Source organism: Neobacillus sp. PS3-40, from assembly GCF_030915485.1.
GTDB lineage: Bacteria > Bacillota > Bacilli > Bacillales > Cytobacillaceae > JAUZPL01.
Genome location: NZ_CP133266.1, coordinates 1,768,066 through 1,784,288, shown reverse-complemented (window position 1 = coordinate 1,784,288; position 16,223 = coordinate 1,768,066). Strand labels below are relative to the sequence as shown.

The following is a 16,223-nucleotide window of genomic DNA, read 5'->3' as shown; positions in this document are numbered from 1 at the left end:
AATACGAAATTTGGCGGGTAAGCCACCAAAACAGCTCCAAACAAGTAGCAATCCAACAAACAGGAGGTACTTTCATGGAAAGAACATCAAGTGTTGATCGAAAAACAAATGAAACACAAATAAAGTTAGCATTATCCATTGACGGGGAAGGGCAATCAAAGCTTGAGACAGGTGTACCATTTCTTTCTCATATGCTTGATTTGTTCACAAAGCATGGGCAATTTAATTTAACGGTTGATGCGAAGGGTGATACGGAGGTTGACGATCATCACACTTCTGAGGATATTGCGATTTGCTTAGGGCAGGCCTTACGAGAAGCATTGGGTGATAAAAAGGGTATTAAGCGATACGGGAATTCGTTTGTTCCGATGGATGAGGCACTTGCACAGGTTGTGGTTGATTTAAGCAACCGACCACACTTGGAAATGCGGGCAGAGTTTCCAGGGCAAAAGGTTGGAACATTTGATACAGAGCTTGTCCATGAGTTTTTATGGAAGCTTGCGCTTGAAGCAAGGATGAACCTTCATGTGATTGTACATTATGGAAAAAATACACACCATATGATTGAAGCCATTTTTAAAGCATTGGGTCGGGCACTTGATGAAGCGACGACTATTGATCCGCGTATCAAGGGAGTTCCTTCAACGAAAGGAATGTTATAAATGATCGGGATTGTCGATTATGGAATGGGTAATTTGTTCAGCGTTAGCAAGGCACTGGAGCGATTGGGAGCAGAGTACTTTATTTCAAGCGAAAAAGAGAAGCTGCTAGAGGCCGATGCAATGATCCTTCCAGGAGTTGGGGCATTTCGTGATGCCATGGCACTTTTACAAGTGGAGACAGTGAAAGAGTTTGCCGCCTCAGGTAAGCCTCTACTTGGAATTTGCCTTGGCATGCAGCTTCTTTTTGAAGAAAGTGAAGAAAATGGCCATACAAAGGGGCTCGGACTTTTACCAGGTTCCGTCAGACGCTTCCCAGGTAAAACATACAAAGTTCCGCATATGGGATGGAACAAACTTGAGTTTGTAAAGTCATCTCCTCTTTTAAAAAATGTTGAGGAAGATTACGTCTATTTTGTCCATTCTTATTTTGTTAACGCTACGGAAAATTCAGATATTCTGCTCGCGAAGGCAAGCTATCATGAAGAGGTTTCGGCGATTGTTGGCAGAAACAATATTTTCGGCATGCAGTTTCACCCTGAAAAAAGCAGCAAGCTCGGAATGGCACTTTTAAAAAATTTTTTACAGCTGGCTGCAGAAAGGAAGGTATCGCAATGAGCATCACAATTTATCCTGCAATAGATATGAGGGGCGGAAATTGTGTACGCCTTCTACAAGGGGATTATAATAAAGAAACGATTTATGGTGATTCGCCTTTTGAAATGGCTAAACAATTTGCCGCGGACGGCGCGAACTGGATTCACATGGTTGACCTTGATGGAGCGAAAGATGGAAGGCGTGTAAATGATCGGTTTGTGATTCAGGCGGCTAAGGAGCTTGATGGTAACATTCAAATCGGTGGTGGTATTCGCTCAGAAGAAGATATTCTCCATTATCTTGAAAATGGAATTGATCGTGTTATTATAGGTAGCATCGCTGTTTCAAATCCAGAGTTTGCAATTGATATGATAAAAAAATACGGTATGCAAATTGCCGTTGGAATCGATGCTAAGGATGGGTTTGTGGCAACACATGGCTGGCTTGATACATCGAAGGTCAAAGCAGTCGAACTTGGCAAACGCTTTGCGGAAGCGGGTGCGGTAACGTTTATTTTTACAGATATCGCTACAGATGGTACACTTTCAGGACCAAATATCGAGGCTGTTTGTGAGATGGCAGAGGTTACTGGAAAAAGTGTCATCGCATCAGGAGGCGTCAGTAGTCTTGATGATTTAAAAGCTCTAAATGCAAAAGGTATCGGTGGGGTAATTGTAGGAAAAGCCATCTATGAAAATCGATTTACGTTAAAACAAGCATTGGAAGAGGTGAGGTAATCTTGCTGACGAAACGGATTATTCCTTGCTTAGATGTAAAAGATGGACGAGTAGTAAAGGGGATTCAATTTGTTCAGTTGCGCGATGCAGGTGACCCGGTCGAATTAGCTCGATTTTATGATGAGCAAGGCGCAGATGAGCTTGTTTTTCTAGATATATCAGCTTCAAATGAAGGCCGGAAGACGATGGTTGAAGTCGTCAAAGCAGTTGCTTCAGAGCTTGCAATCCCGTTTACGGTTGGTGGTGGAATTAACTCCCTCGAGGATATGAAACGGATTCTCCGGGCTGGTGCCGATAAAGTTTCCCTTAATACAGCGGCGGTTCTGAATCCAGTTGTTATTAAGGAAGGTGCTAATTATTTCGGCTCCCAGTGTATTGTTGTGGCCATCGATGCCAAGTATGACGAAGAGCTTGGAACATGGCGGGTGTTCACCCATGGCGGTCGAACGCCAACTGATAAAAAGGTGGTTGAATGGGCGAAGGAAGCTGCTGAGCTTGGCGCCGGAGAAATTTTATTAACGAGTATGGATAGTGATGGGGAGAAAAATGGTTTTGATCTCGAACTTACTAGAGCAGTAAGTGAGGCAGTGTCGATTCCTGTAATTGCTTCTGGTGGGGCAGGAAGTGCTGACCATTTCGAAGAGGCATTTTTAAAAGGAAAAGCGGATGCGGCTCTTGCAGCTTCAATTTTTCATTATAGAGAAACATCTGTAACTGAAGTGAAAAGCCATTTAAAGGGAAAAGGAGTGGTAGTAAGATGAACGTTGGAGAAATCAAATTTAATGAATTGGGACTTGTCCCAGTTATCGTCCAGGATGCCGCTTCGAAAGAAGTATTAACACTTGCTTACATGAACAAGGAGTCACTTTCAAAAACGTTGGAAACGGGTGAAACGTGGTTTTTCAGCCGTTCTCGTCAAGAATTGTGGCATAAAGGGGCAACTAGCGGGAATACGCAGACGATTGTTGATATGAAGTATGATTGCGACCAGGATGCAATCCTCGTATTGGTTAACCCAAAAGGACCAGCTTGTCACACTGGTTCAGTTAGCTGTTTCACAGAAGGAGTTTTTGAAGGAAAAAAAGACGGTTATGAGATTTTGCGTGAGCTTGAAAAGATTATTTTGGATCGTGAAAAGCAGCGTCCAGAAGGTGCTTATACAACATACCTTTTTGAAAAGGGTGTTGATAAAATATTGAAAAAAGTGGGCGAAGAAGCTTCAGAGGTCATTATTGCAGCAAAAAATCGTGATCCGGAAGAGCTTAGATGGGAAGCAGCTGATTTGCTTTATCACCTAATCGTCTTATTGGTGGAGCAAGGACTTCCATTTGAAGCAGTTCTTAAGACACTTGAGGAACGGCATAATAAAAAATAATGTGAAAGCCGGTTTCCTTTTGGAAATCGGTTTTTTAATATAGTATTTTAGAGGGAAGTCTTGCTCTGCCTTCCCTATTCCATAAGAAAGTTAAAGAATAACCATCCATCAGCTAATCCTATGCTTGTCACCAAAAAGAAGTAATGCCAAAGCTTTTCTTTTTTTGGACATACATGACTCCCTTCTCCCACTGCTTGAAAAGTGCTATACTACTTTAGGTATGTTTATTGAAAGTTGGAGGTTTTCATGGGTATAGATTCGAACGCAAGATTACAAAAAGGAAAAATTCTTTCATTCCTTCCAACGGGGGAATATTATTTCACGAAGGGTTTAAAGGCTTACAATCGTCGTGATTTTATAAAAGCAAAAAAATACCTTGAACGTGCGATGCAGCTGGAGCCTGGTGAGCCGATGATTACCTGTCAGCTAGCTATTATTGAGGCTGAATTAGGAGAGTATGAAAATTCCAACCGCCTCTTGCATCTTATCCTTGATGAACTGGATGAAGAAATGGCTGAATGCCATTACTTTTTAGCTAATAATTATGCTCATATGGGCTTTTTTAAAGATGCATTTCAACATGCAAAGCTTTATTTAGAACTTGACCCTGATGGGGAATTTATAGAAGATACAGAAGATTTAATGGAACTCTTATCATTTGAGTCAGAGGAAATGGATGATGAGTTTTATGAGCAGGATGATTTAATTGTCAAACAGGAACAGGCCCGTGAGCTGTTGGAATCGGGATATTTTCCAAAGGCAATTGAACTCCTTAACGATGTGATCGAAGAATATCCTGAGTATTGGTCCGCATACAATAATCTTGCGCTTGCCTATTTTTATTTAGGGGAAGCAGACAGAGCAAAAGAGATTTTAATGGATGTACTTGAGCGAAGCCCAGGTAATCTACATGCCCTTTGCAACCTGCTTGTGTTTGCTCATTACTTGAAGCAAATGGAAAAAGAAAGCCAGTTGATTGATATGTTAAAACGAGTTCAACCGATGATTTCGGAACACCAATTTAAATTAGGAGCTACTTTTGCATTGGTGGGTGAATATGACAGGGCATATGTACTCCTCAAAAAGCTTTATAAACATGGATTTGACGGAGATGGTCCATTTTATTATTGGCTGTCATATGCAGCATACTTTACTGGGAGAGAAAGCCTTGCCAGAAATGTGTGGAAAAAAGCACTCCAATTAAATCGTGATAAAGAGGGATTTGAACCTTGGAATAAAGAGAAGCCTGAAATTAGTGGTTTTGAAGACCATTTAGGTACGATTTCTTTAAAATTGGAAAGTGAATATTTAGAGGAACGGTTATTTGGTTTATTCCTTTTGTCGGTTTCTTCGAAGAAATCAGAATTGCTTACCTCAAAGGGTATTATGCAAAATGCAAAACTAACGATTATGGAGCAAAAGTATCTTTTATTTTTAAATACGGGTAAACGATCTTCTATTTCAGATGCTCATGATATTGCCAAGGAATTGTATGATTTCTATCAACCTATTGGAACGATTGAAGCAGGCTTGTTTTTATTTTGGTTCACTATTTTCATTGAAGTATCTAGTCAACATATTGAGCTGAAAAATAAGAAGGCATGGGCCGCTGCAGTAGAGTATGTCTGGAATAAATATCGCAATCACTGGATTTCTCAACAGGAAATAGCTGATCGTTATGAACTTTCAATGGCTACGGTTGGGAAATACGTAAAAATGGTGAATAACTGCTTGAAATCATAAGAAGAAATGATCTTTGAACATCGAAAACTGTCTAGCTCAAGCACCCAGCCCCTCTGAGGTCGCTTCAGGCCTGGCAATGAAGTCAAAGAGCGACGACTTCACAGCCAGTCCTTCCAGCGCTTGTCGGGGCTAAACAGGGTACTTTCACTTTTCGTGTGAGCAGATAGTTGGATTATCAATTTGTTATTTTATAGGATATAGGTAGTGGGGCATAATATTATTCATAATGCTTTAATAGAGGGAGTGAAAAAGCATGACCAACGAAAAAATCTATGATGTCATTATTGCTGGTGCAGGTCCAGCTGGTATGACTGCAGCTGTTTATACATCACGAGCTAATTTATCTACATTAATGATTGAGCGTGGTATTCCTGGTGGGCAAATGGCGAATACTGAAGAAGTTGAAAACTATCCTGGTTATGAAAGTATTTTAGGGCCAGATTTATCAACTAAGATGTTTGAACATGCGAAGAAATTCGGAGCAGAATATGCTTATGGGGATATTAAAGAAATCATTGATCATGGTGATTATAAAACGATTGTGGCTGGTTCAAAGCAATACAACGCTTATTCTGTGATCATTACAACGGGTGCTGAATATAAGAAAGTCGGCGTTCCTGGGGAAAAAGAGCTTGGCGGACGAGGTGTGTCTTATTGTGCCGTTTGTGATGGGGCATTTTTTAAAGGAAAAGAGCTTGTTGTCATTGGTGGGGGAGATTCTGCTGTTGAAGAAGGCATCTATTTAACCCGGTTTGCTTCAAAGGTAACGATTGTTCATCGCCGAAATGAACTTCGTGCTCAAAAGATTATTCAAGACCGTGCCTTTGCAAATGAAAAAATCGACTTTGTTTGGAATCATACAATCAAAGAGATCCATGCAAAAGATGGTAAGGTTGGCAGTGTTACACTTGTTTCAACTGAAAACGGCAAAGAGCAGGAATTCCGAACAGACGGTGTATTTATTTACGTCGGTATGGTACCTCTTTCTAAACCGTTTGCAAGTATTGGAATTACAAATGAGAATGGGTACATTGAAACAAATGATCGTATGGAAACGAAGGTTCGTGGCATTTTTGCAGCTGGTGATATTCGTGAGAAAACATTGCGGCAGATTGTTACTGCTACTGGGGACGGAAGCATTGCAGCCCAGAGTGCCCAGCACTTTTTAGAAGAGCATAAGGAAGAATTGAAATCAAAGCAGTAAGCTAGTTAAAGAACGTGAACACCTTTTCACAAAAAAAGTAACTCTTATTTAATTCTACTGTAACAATAGTGAAATATTGGGAGAGTATGATAAAAATAGGAATTGACCCCCTTGAAAAATATAATCCTTTTACAGCACAGGTTTATGCCTGTGCTCTTTTTTTGGAGATACTATAATTTAGTGTAAAACTACATAAAATATAAAGAATTTCGTAAATTGCTAAAGGCAAAGTAATCGGAACGTAATTTTACAAAAATACAGTTATAATTTAAAAATTTCTAAAAAATTAGTGTTGACCACAGCTTTTTGAAATAATTATCAAATTTGCTCTCATTGTGACTGTAATTGAATAATAGTATAATGAAAAGAATCAATGATCGTTATATCAATGTATCATATGGCATAATGGGATATTGAGGTGAATTGTAATGCAACGGGTTACCAATTGTGTATTGTTAAGAGATAATAAGGTATTATTGCTGCAAAAACCGCGACGTGGTTGGTGGGTGGCCCCTGGTGGAAAAATGGAGCCAGGTGAATCCGTACGAGATTCCTGTATTCGTGAATATCGAGAAGAAACAGGAATATATTTAATAAGCCCTCAATTAAAAGGTATTTTTACGATGATTATGCAGGAAAATGATCAAGTTGTATCAGAATGGATGATGTTTACCTTTTTGGCAACCGATTCAGATGGATTGGGTTATCAAGAAAGTGAAGAAGGAAAATTAGAATGGCATTCCGTGGAGCAGCTGGGTTCACTTCCTATGGCTGCTGGAGATTACCATATTCTTGATTATATGATTCACGCTAAAGGTATTATTTATGGCACTTTCACATATACAAAAGACTTCAAACTAATCGGTTATAGATTAGATCCTAGTTAACAAACAATAGGGGGAATTTAAAATGAGTACCGGTGCGACGGGCGATACTCAAATGGTCATTATTACGGGAATGTCTGGCGCAGGAAAGACTGTGGCAATCCAAAGCTTTGAGGATTTAGGGTTCTTTTGTGTCGATAATCTGCCGCCAACGCTTCTGCCGAAATTCCTTGAACTCATGAAGGAATCAGGGAATAAAATGAATAAAGTTGCATTAGTCATGGATTTGCGCGGAAGAGAGTTTTTTGACCATCTTTTTAAAGCCCTTGATGATCTTGCTGAAACGTCATGGGTTACCCCTCAAATCCTATTTCTTGAGGCAGACGATTCAGCCCTAGTAAGACGTTATAAAGAGGTAAGACGCTCCCATCCACTTGCTCCTTCTGGTTTGCCACTTGAAGGGATTCAGTTGGAAAGAGAATTACTCGAGGATTTAAAAGGGCGGGCGCAGCTCATTTATAATACATCCGAGATGAAACCTAGGGAACTAAGAGAAAAAATTCTAACTGAGTTTACGAGAAATAAGAAAACTATCTTTACGGTTAATGTTATGTCTTTTGGGTTCAAGTATGGACTTCCAATTGATGCTGATCTTGTTTTTGATGTCCGGTTTTTGCCGAACCCTCATTATATCGATCATATGAGGCCAATGACTGGGTTGGATGAAGAGGTTTCTAGATATGTTTTAAAATGGAGTGAGACACAAAAATTCTTAGAGAAAGTCACGGAACTGCTTATCTTTATGCTTCCTCACTATAAGAGGGAAGGGAAGTCACAGTTGGTTATTGCCATCGGATGTACAGGAGGGCAGCACCGTTCTGTTACACTTGCTGAATATATTGGACATTTCTTTGAAAAGGATTATCAAACTTGCATCACGCATCGGGACATCCAGAGGAGAAAGGAAAAGACAACATGAGACAAGAGGGACAACCCAGAATTGTCATCATTGGTGGTGGAACAGGCTTGCCAGTCCTATTGAGAGGGTTAAAACATTATCCTGTCGATATTACTGCGATTGTAACTGTGGCTGATGATGGAGGCAGTTCGGGAAGATTACGTGAAGATCTGCACATACCTCCTCCAGGAGATATCAGGAATGTGTTAGCTGCTTTATCCGATGTTGAACCGCTAATTGAAGAAATGTTTCAGCATCGATTTAAAACATCTAATGAATTGTCAGGGCATTCGCTTGGAAATTTAATCCTTGCTGCGATGACATCCATTACCGGAAACTTTGTCCATGCTATTCAAGAAATGAGCAAGGTTTTGAATGTGCATGGTAAAGTATTGCCAGCAGCTATCCAAAGCGTTGTTTTAAATGCGGAAATGGAAGATGGGACGATTGTTTCGGGAGAGTCAAAAATTCCTTATTCGGGGAAAAAAATACACAAGGTATTTTTGACACCTGATGATATCCGCCCATTACCTGAAACACTTCAGGCAATCAGACAAGCAGATTTAATTATCCTAGGCCCTGGAAGTTTATATACAAGTATTCTTCCGAATCTTCTCGTTCCGAAACTTGGAGAAGAGGTTTGCCGTTCCCGAGCAAAGAAAGTATATATTTGCAATTTAATGACGCAGGCAGGAGAAACGCTTAATTACTCTGCAAGCGATCATGTAGAGGCCCTCTATAAACATCTGGATTCTGCCTTTATTCATACAATCCTTGTAAATAATGAAGAAATTCCGCAGGATGTCCAGCTTCGGTATAAAGAAGAGTTGGCAAATCCAGTTCAATATGACCTTCCACGTCTATTTGAGCTAGGTCTTGAAGTCGTCCATGCTGATATTGCGATCCAAGAAAAGGGAGCACTTCGGCATGATCCTAAAAAGGTAGCAGAAATTTTATATAATTTGCTTTTAATTGAAACTAATGATGCGTGTAATCCGTAAATAACATAAAACGCTTTCAAGATAGTTCCATTCGGGTGTATCTTGTTATCTTTCTATATTAGATGGGTTATGTATTACGCTATGTTCGATTTCCGTAGGATAGCATCAAACTAATGTAGGGGGGTGAAGGGATGTCTTTTGCTTCGGAAACAAAAAAAGAACTAACGACTCTGGAAATGAAGTCATGTTGTGTAAAAGCAGAGCTGTCAGCTTTAATCCGCATGAACGGCTCACTATCATACTCTAATCGTAAGCTAATTGTTGATATTCAAACCGAAAATGCAGCGATTGCAAGAAGAATTTACACATTAATAAAAAAGAGCTACCAAGTACAGGTCGAACTTCTTGTCCGGAAGAAGATGCGTTTGAAAAAAAATAATGTTTATATTGTTCGTTTGTCGGAGCAGGCAAAAGTAATATTGGAGGATTTAAAAATTCTTGGTGAAGGATTTACCTTCACGCATAATATTGCGGAGGAACTTATTAAAAAGAAATGTTGCAAGCGTGCTTATTTAAGGGGGGCCTTCCTTGCTGGAGGTTCTGTCAATAATCCTGAAACGTCTTCCTACCATTTGGAAATGTTCTCCCTTTATAAAGAACATAATGATTCCTTATGTGAATTGATGAATATGTTTGGCTTAAAAAGCAAAACACTTGAGCGGAAAAAGGGTTATATTACTTACTTAAAAGAGGCTGAAAAGATAACTGAGTTTTTGAATATAGTCGGCGCTCATAATGCCTTACTTCGCTTCGAGGATGTCCGAATTGTCAGGGATATGAGAAATTCTGTTAACCGTCTTGTAAACTGTGAGACAGCTAATTTGAATAAAACAATAGGTGCATCGTTAAGGCAGGTTGAGAATATCCAGTTTATTGACCAAATCGTTGGGTTGCATATTTTACCTGAAAAGTTACGTGAAATTGCAGAATTACGGGTGAACTATCAGGATGTGACCTTAAAGGAATTAGGCGAAATGGTTAGCGGTGGGGCGATCAGCAAGTCTGGGATTAACCATCGTCTAAGAAAGATTGATGAAATTGCAGATAAACTACGGACCGGTGAAATGGTCCCAATCAAATAGATGAAATAAAATGATAAAAAATAATAAATTGATGTGAAATTTATAGAGGAGGAATTGTGTGATGGTAGAACAACGAGTGAAGGTAAAATTGAAAACAGGGCTTCAGGCTCGTCCAGCTGCCCTTTTCGTTCAGGAAGCAAACCGATTTTCATCAGATGTTTTTCTTGAAAAAGACGGCAAAAAGGTGAATGCGAAGAGTATTATGGGTTTGATGAGTCTTGCAGTCAGCTCAGGAACAGAGATCAAAATTATTGTAACAGGTGCCGATGAACAGGATGCTATTATTGCATTAACTGAATTCATTCAAAAGGAAAACTAAAACAAAGGGTTGTTTTGTCTAAAAAATGCGCCCATCCCCGAGGGGATGGGCGCATTTTCTTTATTTTTTATCTTTATCTTTATCAAGAGAATTGCGAGTTAGAATGTGATCAATTAACCCATATTCGAGCGCTCTGTCTGCTGTCATAAAGTTGTCGCGATCAGTGTCTTTCCCGATTACTTCGAGTGACTGACCAGTACGTTCTGCTAAAATCCCATTTAATTTTTCACGTAGGAAAAGAATGCGTTTAGCAGCAATTTCGATTTCTGTTGCCTGTCCTTGGGCACCGCCAAGTGGCTGGTGAATCATAACTTCAGCATTAGGCAAGGCATAGCGTTTTCCTTTTTCACCTGCAGCAAGTAAGAAAGCACCCATGGATGCAGCCATACCAATACAGATCGTTTGTACATCTGGTTTAATGAATTGCATCGTATCATAAATAGCCATTCCAGCAGTAATGCTCCCGCCAGGACTGTTTATGTAAATGGATATGTCTTTTTCTGGATTTTCTGCTTCAAGGAATAGCAACTGGGCTACAATGGAATTTGCTACATGATCATCAATGGCACTGCCAAGTAAAATAATTCTGTCTTTTAAAAGACGAGAGTAGATGTCATATGCTCTTTCGCCCCGATTTGTTTGTTCAATAACTGTAGGGATTAAATTCATGTTTCTTCCTCCTTTTATTAAGAAAGTTAGTTTAAAATGCTGAATGCTAATCAGAATTTATATCGATAAATTCCAATATCGCATATGGTTTCTTTATTGTTATCATACACTGATGGTCAATAAAGGTCAAACGAATCGATTCGACAACTTTCATAGGAATCATATTGAGTAAAAAATAGCTCATACTCCATCATAACCAAATATGTCTGCTTTAAACCTATCTCTGCTTGCAATGGAAAGATTGATAGCATATAATATGTTAGTCGCTTATATTTGCCCTCGTGGTGCAACGGATAGCACGTAAGCCTCCGAAGCTTAAAATGTGAGTTCGATTCTCGCCGAGGGCATAGCTAAAAGTCCCCATGTTTGTTGAGTTTTCAACAAACATGGGGGCTTTTTTTTCGTTTCAACGCATACATATAAGTTTGCACCTTCTTCTGTTAAACCCAATGCGAGTAGTAGTTCAACTACTTTATGAGGGTAAGAAGTTTATTTTTTATTATTTTTTTACAGAAAATTTTAGTTATGGTGAACTTAGTTGTACTTCTTTTGAATAATTTATAATAATAGGCGTGTACCTAACTATTATTAGTACGGTAAATATAATTTTTCCCTGAAAGCTTTTTAATACTTCTATTATTTTTAAAAAAATTGACTAGGTAGGTAGAGGCTGTCTTCGTAAATTTTGTTGTTATTAGAGGAGTGGTTGATTTCCGCTCCAGGCACTCGCTTTCCGCGGGGAGGTCCGGAAGCCTCCTCGGCGCTTTGGCGCCTGCGGAGTCTCCCATGACATCTCTATCCCGCAGGAGTCGAGTGCCCTCCGCTCCAATCAACTCAAGAGCGATAAAGTAGGAAAATCCGAAAGCATCCTTTGTAAATGTACAACGCTTACTACTTGTAGATGTAAAATTACCTTAAAAAAGAAGGCTTGTCCTTACTCGGGTAAAAATAAGCGGAGATTTTCCGGTTAGATGCAGAATGGAGCTCATTTTGGGGTAAATAAGTGGAGATTTTCCGATTATGCAAAGCAAAGCCCCCCATTTTTGAGGTTTTCGAGTCAATAGGCGGAATTTCTCCTTCTATTTAAGCTATTTTTGATCTAATTTACTAATTAAGCGGAATTCTTCCGTCTATTCATGCTCCTTGATTCCCTTTGACAGCAATATATGGTGCTTTGGCGAATCATTCATGCTTCTTGATTCCCTTTGACAGCAATATATGGTGCCTTGGCGAATCATTCATGCTCTCGTCTATCACGGGCACGATTATGCTCTATTATTTACAGCTGGAAATTAGATGATAGTAATGAGAGACGTTCTTAATACGAAATAAATCATCCGCGAAAAATTCATTTTACTCTCAAAACGAAAATATAAGGTAAATAGCAGCAATCAAAGAAAAGTAAAGTCAAAAATGTTATTTATTGTATTTATAGGTTAATGACATTGGGGTCTCACCTGTCCCACTGCTCCCGCAGGAGTCTCGCACATTCCGCTCCAGTCAACGTTTTTATCAATAGTTTACTTTCACAGAACCTATAGATAAAAAACAATTATCTTTTAGAAAAGTTCCTTATGAAATGTGCGGCTATATTTTGCTTTAGAACATGGTGTTGAACAAGTGTTTTTCGTCCCGTTAAGTAAGTGGACAACACCTCTTTTGACTGGTTTCTAGATTGATCAAACCCGGTTAGCTTCATCTCGTTGCCGATTGGACAGATTGGAAAGCCCTTAGGAGGAATTGGAATTAATATAAGTGGTCCAAGAAAAACCTTGAACCATCTGATTCGCTAAATACCGAGAGTCTATTAAGTTGAAAGGAGTAATAAAAATGGAGAAAATCAAAGTGATCCTTTTTGGCAACTTTATGACAAGTGTAGATAATGAGAGAATTGTTTTTCCATATGGTAAGGCAGAAGCACTTTTCTATTATTTGATTGTGAATAAAAGTACTTCAAGAGATCAGTTGGCCAATTTATTCTGGGCTGATATGAGTGATCAAACGGCAAAAAAGAATTTAAGAAATGCATTGTATACGTTGAAAAAGCTGTTTGCAAATTTGGCTATATTTTCGTTTAGTGGTCTTTCTACTGTCTCATTGAATCCGAATATCAATATTGAATCAGACTATGATGCTTTTATTCGGAATGAAAATAATCTGGAAATTTTCAAAGGCGAATTTCTACATAGATTTACTGTAAAGGATGCAGATGAATTTGATCGCTGGATGTATAAAGTCAGGGCTGAGTGTAATTTTATTTATAATAGTCGTCTATGGAATGAAGTGTCTGAATATAAAAAAAGCAAAAACTATTTTCAACTAGAGAATATCTGCCGAAAGATTATTGAGTTAGATGAGTTTGATGAAAGTGGATATATTGAACTGATGAATTGTTATAAAAAGCTGCAAAAATATTCGAATGCCATTGTCGTTTATAATGAATTGTCGGATTTACTTTTAAAAGAATTAGATGTTCCCCCTAATCAAGAAACTCAAAAAGTCTACAATGAAATACTTGATTTAATGAATGAACGAGAAAAAGTGAAAACCTCGCAAAAATTTTTCATTGGCAGAGATAAGGAAATTAGGCTTTTAAAAAACAATTATTATTCCTTTCACCACAATGAATCCTATCATTCCTTTCTTGTTCGTGGCGAGATGGGTGTGGGAAAGACCCGATTAAAAGAGTATTTTGTTAATGAGATATCGGATAAAGATTTATGTGTAGTCGAAGCAAATTGTTACAAATTTGAAGAAAATTATGTGTTGAGACCATGGAAATCCATTTTGGTAAATATATTAAAGATTATTAGAACCGAACAAATCACGTTGTCACAGTCTTTGCTGGATATACTCGTAAATATTGCGCCTGAATTTGAAAGCTACAAAAAAGAAATAACAATTAGAATAAGGGCCACCAATGAATCACCTAATTTATTTGAAATTGAAGATGTGATTTTAGAAGTATTAAAAGTTGTTTCAAGCAGGAAAAAGTTGATCTTGGTTTTTGAGGACATTCATTGGATGGATGCCACTAGTATGCGCCTTTTGAATAGTTTACTAGTAAATGGTAAATTACATAATTGTATCTTCTTTTTAACAACTAGAAATGAAATGAATGCGGAATTGGAAAAATTTTTAGTGTATATCAATAATTATGCAAATGTAGAGGTGTTGGAGCTAACGCCATTTAATAAATGTGAAGTGGAACGATTTATTGACCATGCACTACCCAAAGAAAAAATTACTGATGACATTTATCAAGAGATCTATAATGAAACTGAAGGAAATGCCTTTTTCTTAACCGAATATATGCAGGCAATCATTAATCATCAAACAAATAACATAATGTCAACGAGAATGAAGGATGTATTGATGTCCAGATTCATTGATCTTACTAAAAACGAAAGTAAAATTTTAGAAATAACATCATTGTTTTATGATGAAGTTTCGGTTTCTATTTTAAAAAAGTTTATTGATTTAGATGAATTAGAAATAATTGAAACGGCAGAGTTATTGGCAGAAAAGGGGTTATTGAAAGAAATTACTTATCAAAATGATATCTGTTATATGTTTGCCCATCAAAAATTACGTGAGTTTCAATACCTTCAAATACCAGGTGGTAAAAAGAAAGTTTTGCATAATCGGATTGGGAAACTGCTCGAATTAAAATTACCGCATAATCTAAGTGACTTGGATATCTATTATAAACTTATTTATCATTATGAAAAGGCTGGTAATGTTATTGAATCGTTGAAATACCGAATAAAAAGTTTAAGTATGTTTTTTAATTTTATCCATGAACGGTTTCCAATCATTCATTTCGATAAAGATTCGTTCAGTAAGCTGTATATTGGTGAAGAACAAACTGAGCAAAACTTGGAGAAATTAGTTGGTCTGTTTGAAAGGGTTATGAAGGAATATCCCGCGAATGAAGAACTTCCTAGTTTTAAAATGAATGTGCTGCATTTAAATGGCCGCTTTAATATCAGGAGAGGCAATTATGAAAGTGGCTTAAAGGATATTGAAAACTTGATCACATTTGCCACTGAGGAAAATCATCTGGATTTTGTCCTGAAAGGATATGAACAAAAAATTTGCTATTGCCTTCAAACATACAACACCGAAGTAATGGGACAAGTATTGGCTAACGTATTATCAATCATTAATAAGACCAGGGACAAATGTATTGAGGGAGTATGGTTCCGTTACCGGGGAATGTATGAATATTTATGTGAAAATTATGAAGAGGCTGAAGAGTATTTTCGTGAGAGCATCTGGATTCACACACAAGATTTACAAACCTTTGAAAATTATCGGTTGAATATCGCCGCTTGCTATAACAATATCGGTGATATTCGAAAAGATCAGGGTGATTTTGAAGAAGCACTGCATTACTATGAGAAAGCCATTTCTATTTGCAACGAAAAAAATTTATGGATCAGCCTTTCATTATTCAAAACAAATGCCGGTGTGGCTTGTTATCATGCGAAAAAATTCACGCAATCCAAAGAATACATGCAAAGTGCGTTAGTCATCTACAATAAGTTGTCCTATAATATGAGCCAGCCGATCGCAGAAATATATATGTGTTTGCTGCTTTTAATGGAAAAAGACTATCAGAGTGCATTAACCTATTTACTGAAGGCAGATGAACATGCGCAAGTACTTAAAAATCCCAGAGAGTTAATCAGTCTTCTCGACCTTAAGAAAGCGATTGTAAAAGAGATGGATAAGAATAAAGCGCTATATAATGTTTTTCACAACTATTTACATGACTCCGACTATACGGATTTTGATGAAAAAATAAAAATTAATGGAGAAATCCCCTCTAATAAGTTAAAAATGAATAAACAGAAAACCTCAAATCAATAGATTTGAGGCTTTTTTCATGCTAATAAGAAAGTTTAACTTAGCTAATGCATTAAAGGATGTTTCGAGCGTTTTATTATTAATCAACACTCAAATCGCATAAGGGCAACTAGGCAATCGCCGGCGCTAAGGCTTGGCGCTAGCCAAGTTTTCTTTAGCTAATCAGAATTAATATCCATAAAT

Annotated in this window: 14 protein-coding genes and 1 tRNA gene; 14 read left to right on the top strand and 1 reads right to left on the bottom strand. The window is 38.0% G+C overall.

Features of this window, described 5'->3' with window-relative positions:
* Positions 1 to 74: 74 nt before the first annotated feature.
* The 12 genes from hisB (at position 75) to RCG20_RS08960 (ending at position 10,499) form a co-directional block, all read left to right on the top strand.
* On the top strand, positions 75 to 662 hold the full coding sequence (gene hisB / locus RCG20_RS09015) for an imidazoleglycerol-phosphate dehydratase HisB (protein ID WP_308183897.1): 588 nt from the start codon (positions 75 to 77) through the stop codon (positions 660 to 662).
* Complete coding sequence (hisH, locus tag RCG20_RS09010; RefSeq protein WP_308183896.1) at positions 663 to 1,277, top strand: imidazole glycerol phosphate synthase subunit HisH; 615 nt, start codon at positions 663 to 665, stop codon at positions 1,275 to 1,277. It begins immediately after the preceding gene.
* Positions 1,274 to 1,993: a 1-(5-phosphoribosyl)-5-[(5-phosphoribosylamino)methylideneamino]imidazole-4-carboxamide isomerase gene (gene hisA, locus RCG20_RS09005; RefSeq protein ID WP_308183895.1), complete on the top strand. Its 720-nt coding sequence runs from the start codon at positions 1,274 to 1,276 to the stop codon at positions 1,991 to 1,993. Before hisH ends, hisA begins: the two co-directional genes overlap by 4 nt.
* A 2-nt stretch (positions 1,994 to 1,995) precedes the next feature.
* Positions 1,996 to 2,754: an imidazole glycerol phosphate synthase subunit HisF gene (hisF, locus tag RCG20_RS09000; RefSeq protein ID WP_308183894.1), complete on the top strand. Its 759-nt coding sequence runs from the start codon at positions 1,996 to 1,998 to the stop codon at positions 2,752 to 2,754.
* The gene (gene hisIE, locus RCG20_RS08995) at positions 2,751 to 3,368 is read left to right on the top strand and encodes a bifunctional phosphoribosyl-AMP cyclohydrolase/phosphoribosyl-ATP diphosphatase HisIE (RefSeq protein WP_308183893.1); all 618 of its coding nucleotides are present in this window, start codon (positions 2,751 to 2,753) and stop codon (positions 3,366 to 3,368) included. Before hisF ends, hisIE begins: the two co-directional genes overlap by 4 nt.
* Before the next feature lie 246 nt (positions 3,369 to 3,614).
* Complete coding sequence (locus RCG20_RS08990) at positions 3,615 to 5,111, top strand: tetratricopeptide repeat protein (protein ID WP_308183892.1); 1,497 nt, start codon at positions 3,615 to 3,617, stop codon at positions 5,109 to 5,111.
* A gap of 253 nt (positions 5,112 to 5,364) precedes the next feature.
* Positions 5,365 to 6,315: a thioredoxin-disulfide reductase gene (gene trxB / locus RCG20_RS08985; RefSeq protein ID WP_308183891.1), complete on the top strand. Its 951-nt coding sequence runs from the start codon at positions 5,365 to 5,367 to the stop codon at positions 6,313 to 6,315.
* A 428-nt stretch (positions 6,316 to 6,743) separates the two neighbouring features.
* Entirely contained in the window at positions 6,744 to 7,202 is a 459-nt protein-coding gene (locus RCG20_RS08980) for an NUDIX hydrolase (RefSeq protein WP_308183890.1), read from the top strand.
* Between the two features lie 22 nt (positions 7,203 to 7,224).
* Positions 7,225 to 8,118 carry an RNase adapter RapZ gene (gene rapZ, locus RCG20_RS08975; protein WP_308183889.1) on the top strand — a complete coding sequence of 298 codons (894 nt, stop codon included), beginning with the start codon at positions 7,225 to 7,227 and terminating at the stop codon, positions 8,116 to 8,118.
* Entirely contained in the window at positions 8,115 to 9,098 is a 984-nt protein-coding gene (locus RCG20_RS08970) for a gluconeogenesis factor YvcK family protein (RefSeq protein ID WP_308183888.1), read from the top strand. Before rapZ ends, RCG20_RS08970 begins: the two co-directional genes overlap by 4 nt.
* A 131-nt stretch (positions 9,099 to 9,229) precedes the next feature.
* The gene (whiA, locus tag RCG20_RS08965) at positions 9,230 to 10,180 is read left to right on the top strand and encodes a DNA-binding protein WhiA (protein WP_308183887.1); all 951 of its coding nucleotides are present in this window, start codon (positions 9,230 to 9,232) and stop codon (positions 10,178 to 10,180) included.
* Positions 10,181 to 10,241: 61 nt separating this feature from the next.
* Positions 10,242 to 10,499 carry an HPr family phosphocarrier protein gene (locus RCG20_RS08960; protein ID WP_308183886.1) on the top strand — a complete coding sequence of 86 codons (258 nt, stop codon included), beginning with the start codon at positions 10,242 to 10,244 and terminating at the stop codon, positions 10,497 to 10,499.
* A gap of 60 nt (positions 10,500 to 10,559) precedes the next feature.
* On the opposite strand, the gene clpP is transcribed toward RCG20_RS08960, so the two are convergent.
* The gene (gene clpP, locus RCG20_RS08955) at positions 10,560 to 11,168 is read right to left on the bottom strand and encodes an ATP-dependent Clp endopeptidase proteolytic subunit ClpP (protein ID WP_308183884.1); all 609 of its coding nucleotides are present in this window, start codon (positions 11,166 to 11,168) and stop codon (positions 10,560 to 10,562) included.
* Between the two features lie 275 nt (positions 11,169 to 11,443).
* Between clpP and RCG20_RS08950 the strand changes: the two genes are divergently transcribed.
* Together RCG20_RS08950 and RCG20_RS08945 are read left to right on the top strand one after the other, a co-directional pair.
* Positions 11,444 to 11,515, top strand: a tRNA-Arg gene (locus RCG20_RS08950).
* A 1,483-nt stretch (positions 11,516 to 12,998) separates the two neighbouring features.
* Positions 12,999 to 16,043, top strand: a complete 3,045-nt coding sequence (locus tag RCG20_RS08945; protein ID WP_308183883.1) for an AAA family ATPase — start codon at positions 12,999 to 13,001, stop codon at positions 16,041 to 16,043.
* The last annotated feature ends 180 nt before the right edge of the window (positions 16,044 to 16,223 follow it).

Coding starts and splice junctions, on each gene's coding strand:
- hisB (WP_308183897.1), top strand. CDS start 75: ATGGAAAGAACATCAAGTGTTGATCGAAAAACAAATGAAACACAAATA.
- hisH (WP_308183896.1), top strand. CDS start 663: ATGATCGGGATTGTCGATTATGGAATGGGTAATTTGTTCAGCGTTAGC.
- hisA (WP_308183895.1), top strand. CDS start 1,274: ATGAGCATCACAATTTATCCTGCAATAGATATGAGGGGCGGAAATTGT.
- hisIE (WP_308183893.1), top strand. CDS start 2,751: ATGAACGTTGGAGAAATCAAATTTAATGAATTGGGACTTGTCCCAGTT.
- RCG20_RS08990 (WP_308183892.1), top strand. CDS start 3,615: ATGGGTATAGATTCGAACGCAAGATTACAAAAAGGAAAAATTCTTTCA.
- trxB (WP_308183891.1), top strand. CDS start 5,365: ATGACCAACGAAAAAATCTATGATGTCATTATTGCTGGTGCAGGTCCA.
- RCG20_RS08980 (WP_308183890.1), top strand. CDS start 6,744: ATGCAACGGGTTACCAATTGTGTATTGTTAAGAGATAATAAGGTATTA.
- rapZ (WP_308183889.1), top strand. CDS start 7,225: ATGAGTACCGGTGCGACGGGCGATACTCAAATGGTCATTATTACGGGA.
- RCG20_RS08970 (WP_308183888.1), top strand. CDS start 8,115: ATGAGACAAGAGGGACAACCCAGAATTGTCATCATTGGTGGTGGAACA.
- whiA (WP_308183887.1), top strand. CDS start 9,230: ATGTCTTTTGCTTCGGAAACAAAAAAAGAACTAACGACTCTGGAAATG.
- RCG20_RS08960 (WP_308183886.1), top strand. CDS start 10,242: ATGGTAGAACAACGAGTGAAGGTAAAATTGAAAACAGGGCTTCAGGCT.
- clpP (WP_308183884.1), bottom strand. CDS start 11,168: ATGAATTTAATCCCTACAGTTATTGAACAAACAAATCGGGGCGAAAGA.
- RCG20_RS08945 (WP_308183883.1), top strand. CDS start 12,999: ATGGAGAAAATCAAAGTGATCCTTTTTGGCAACTTTATGACAAGTGTA.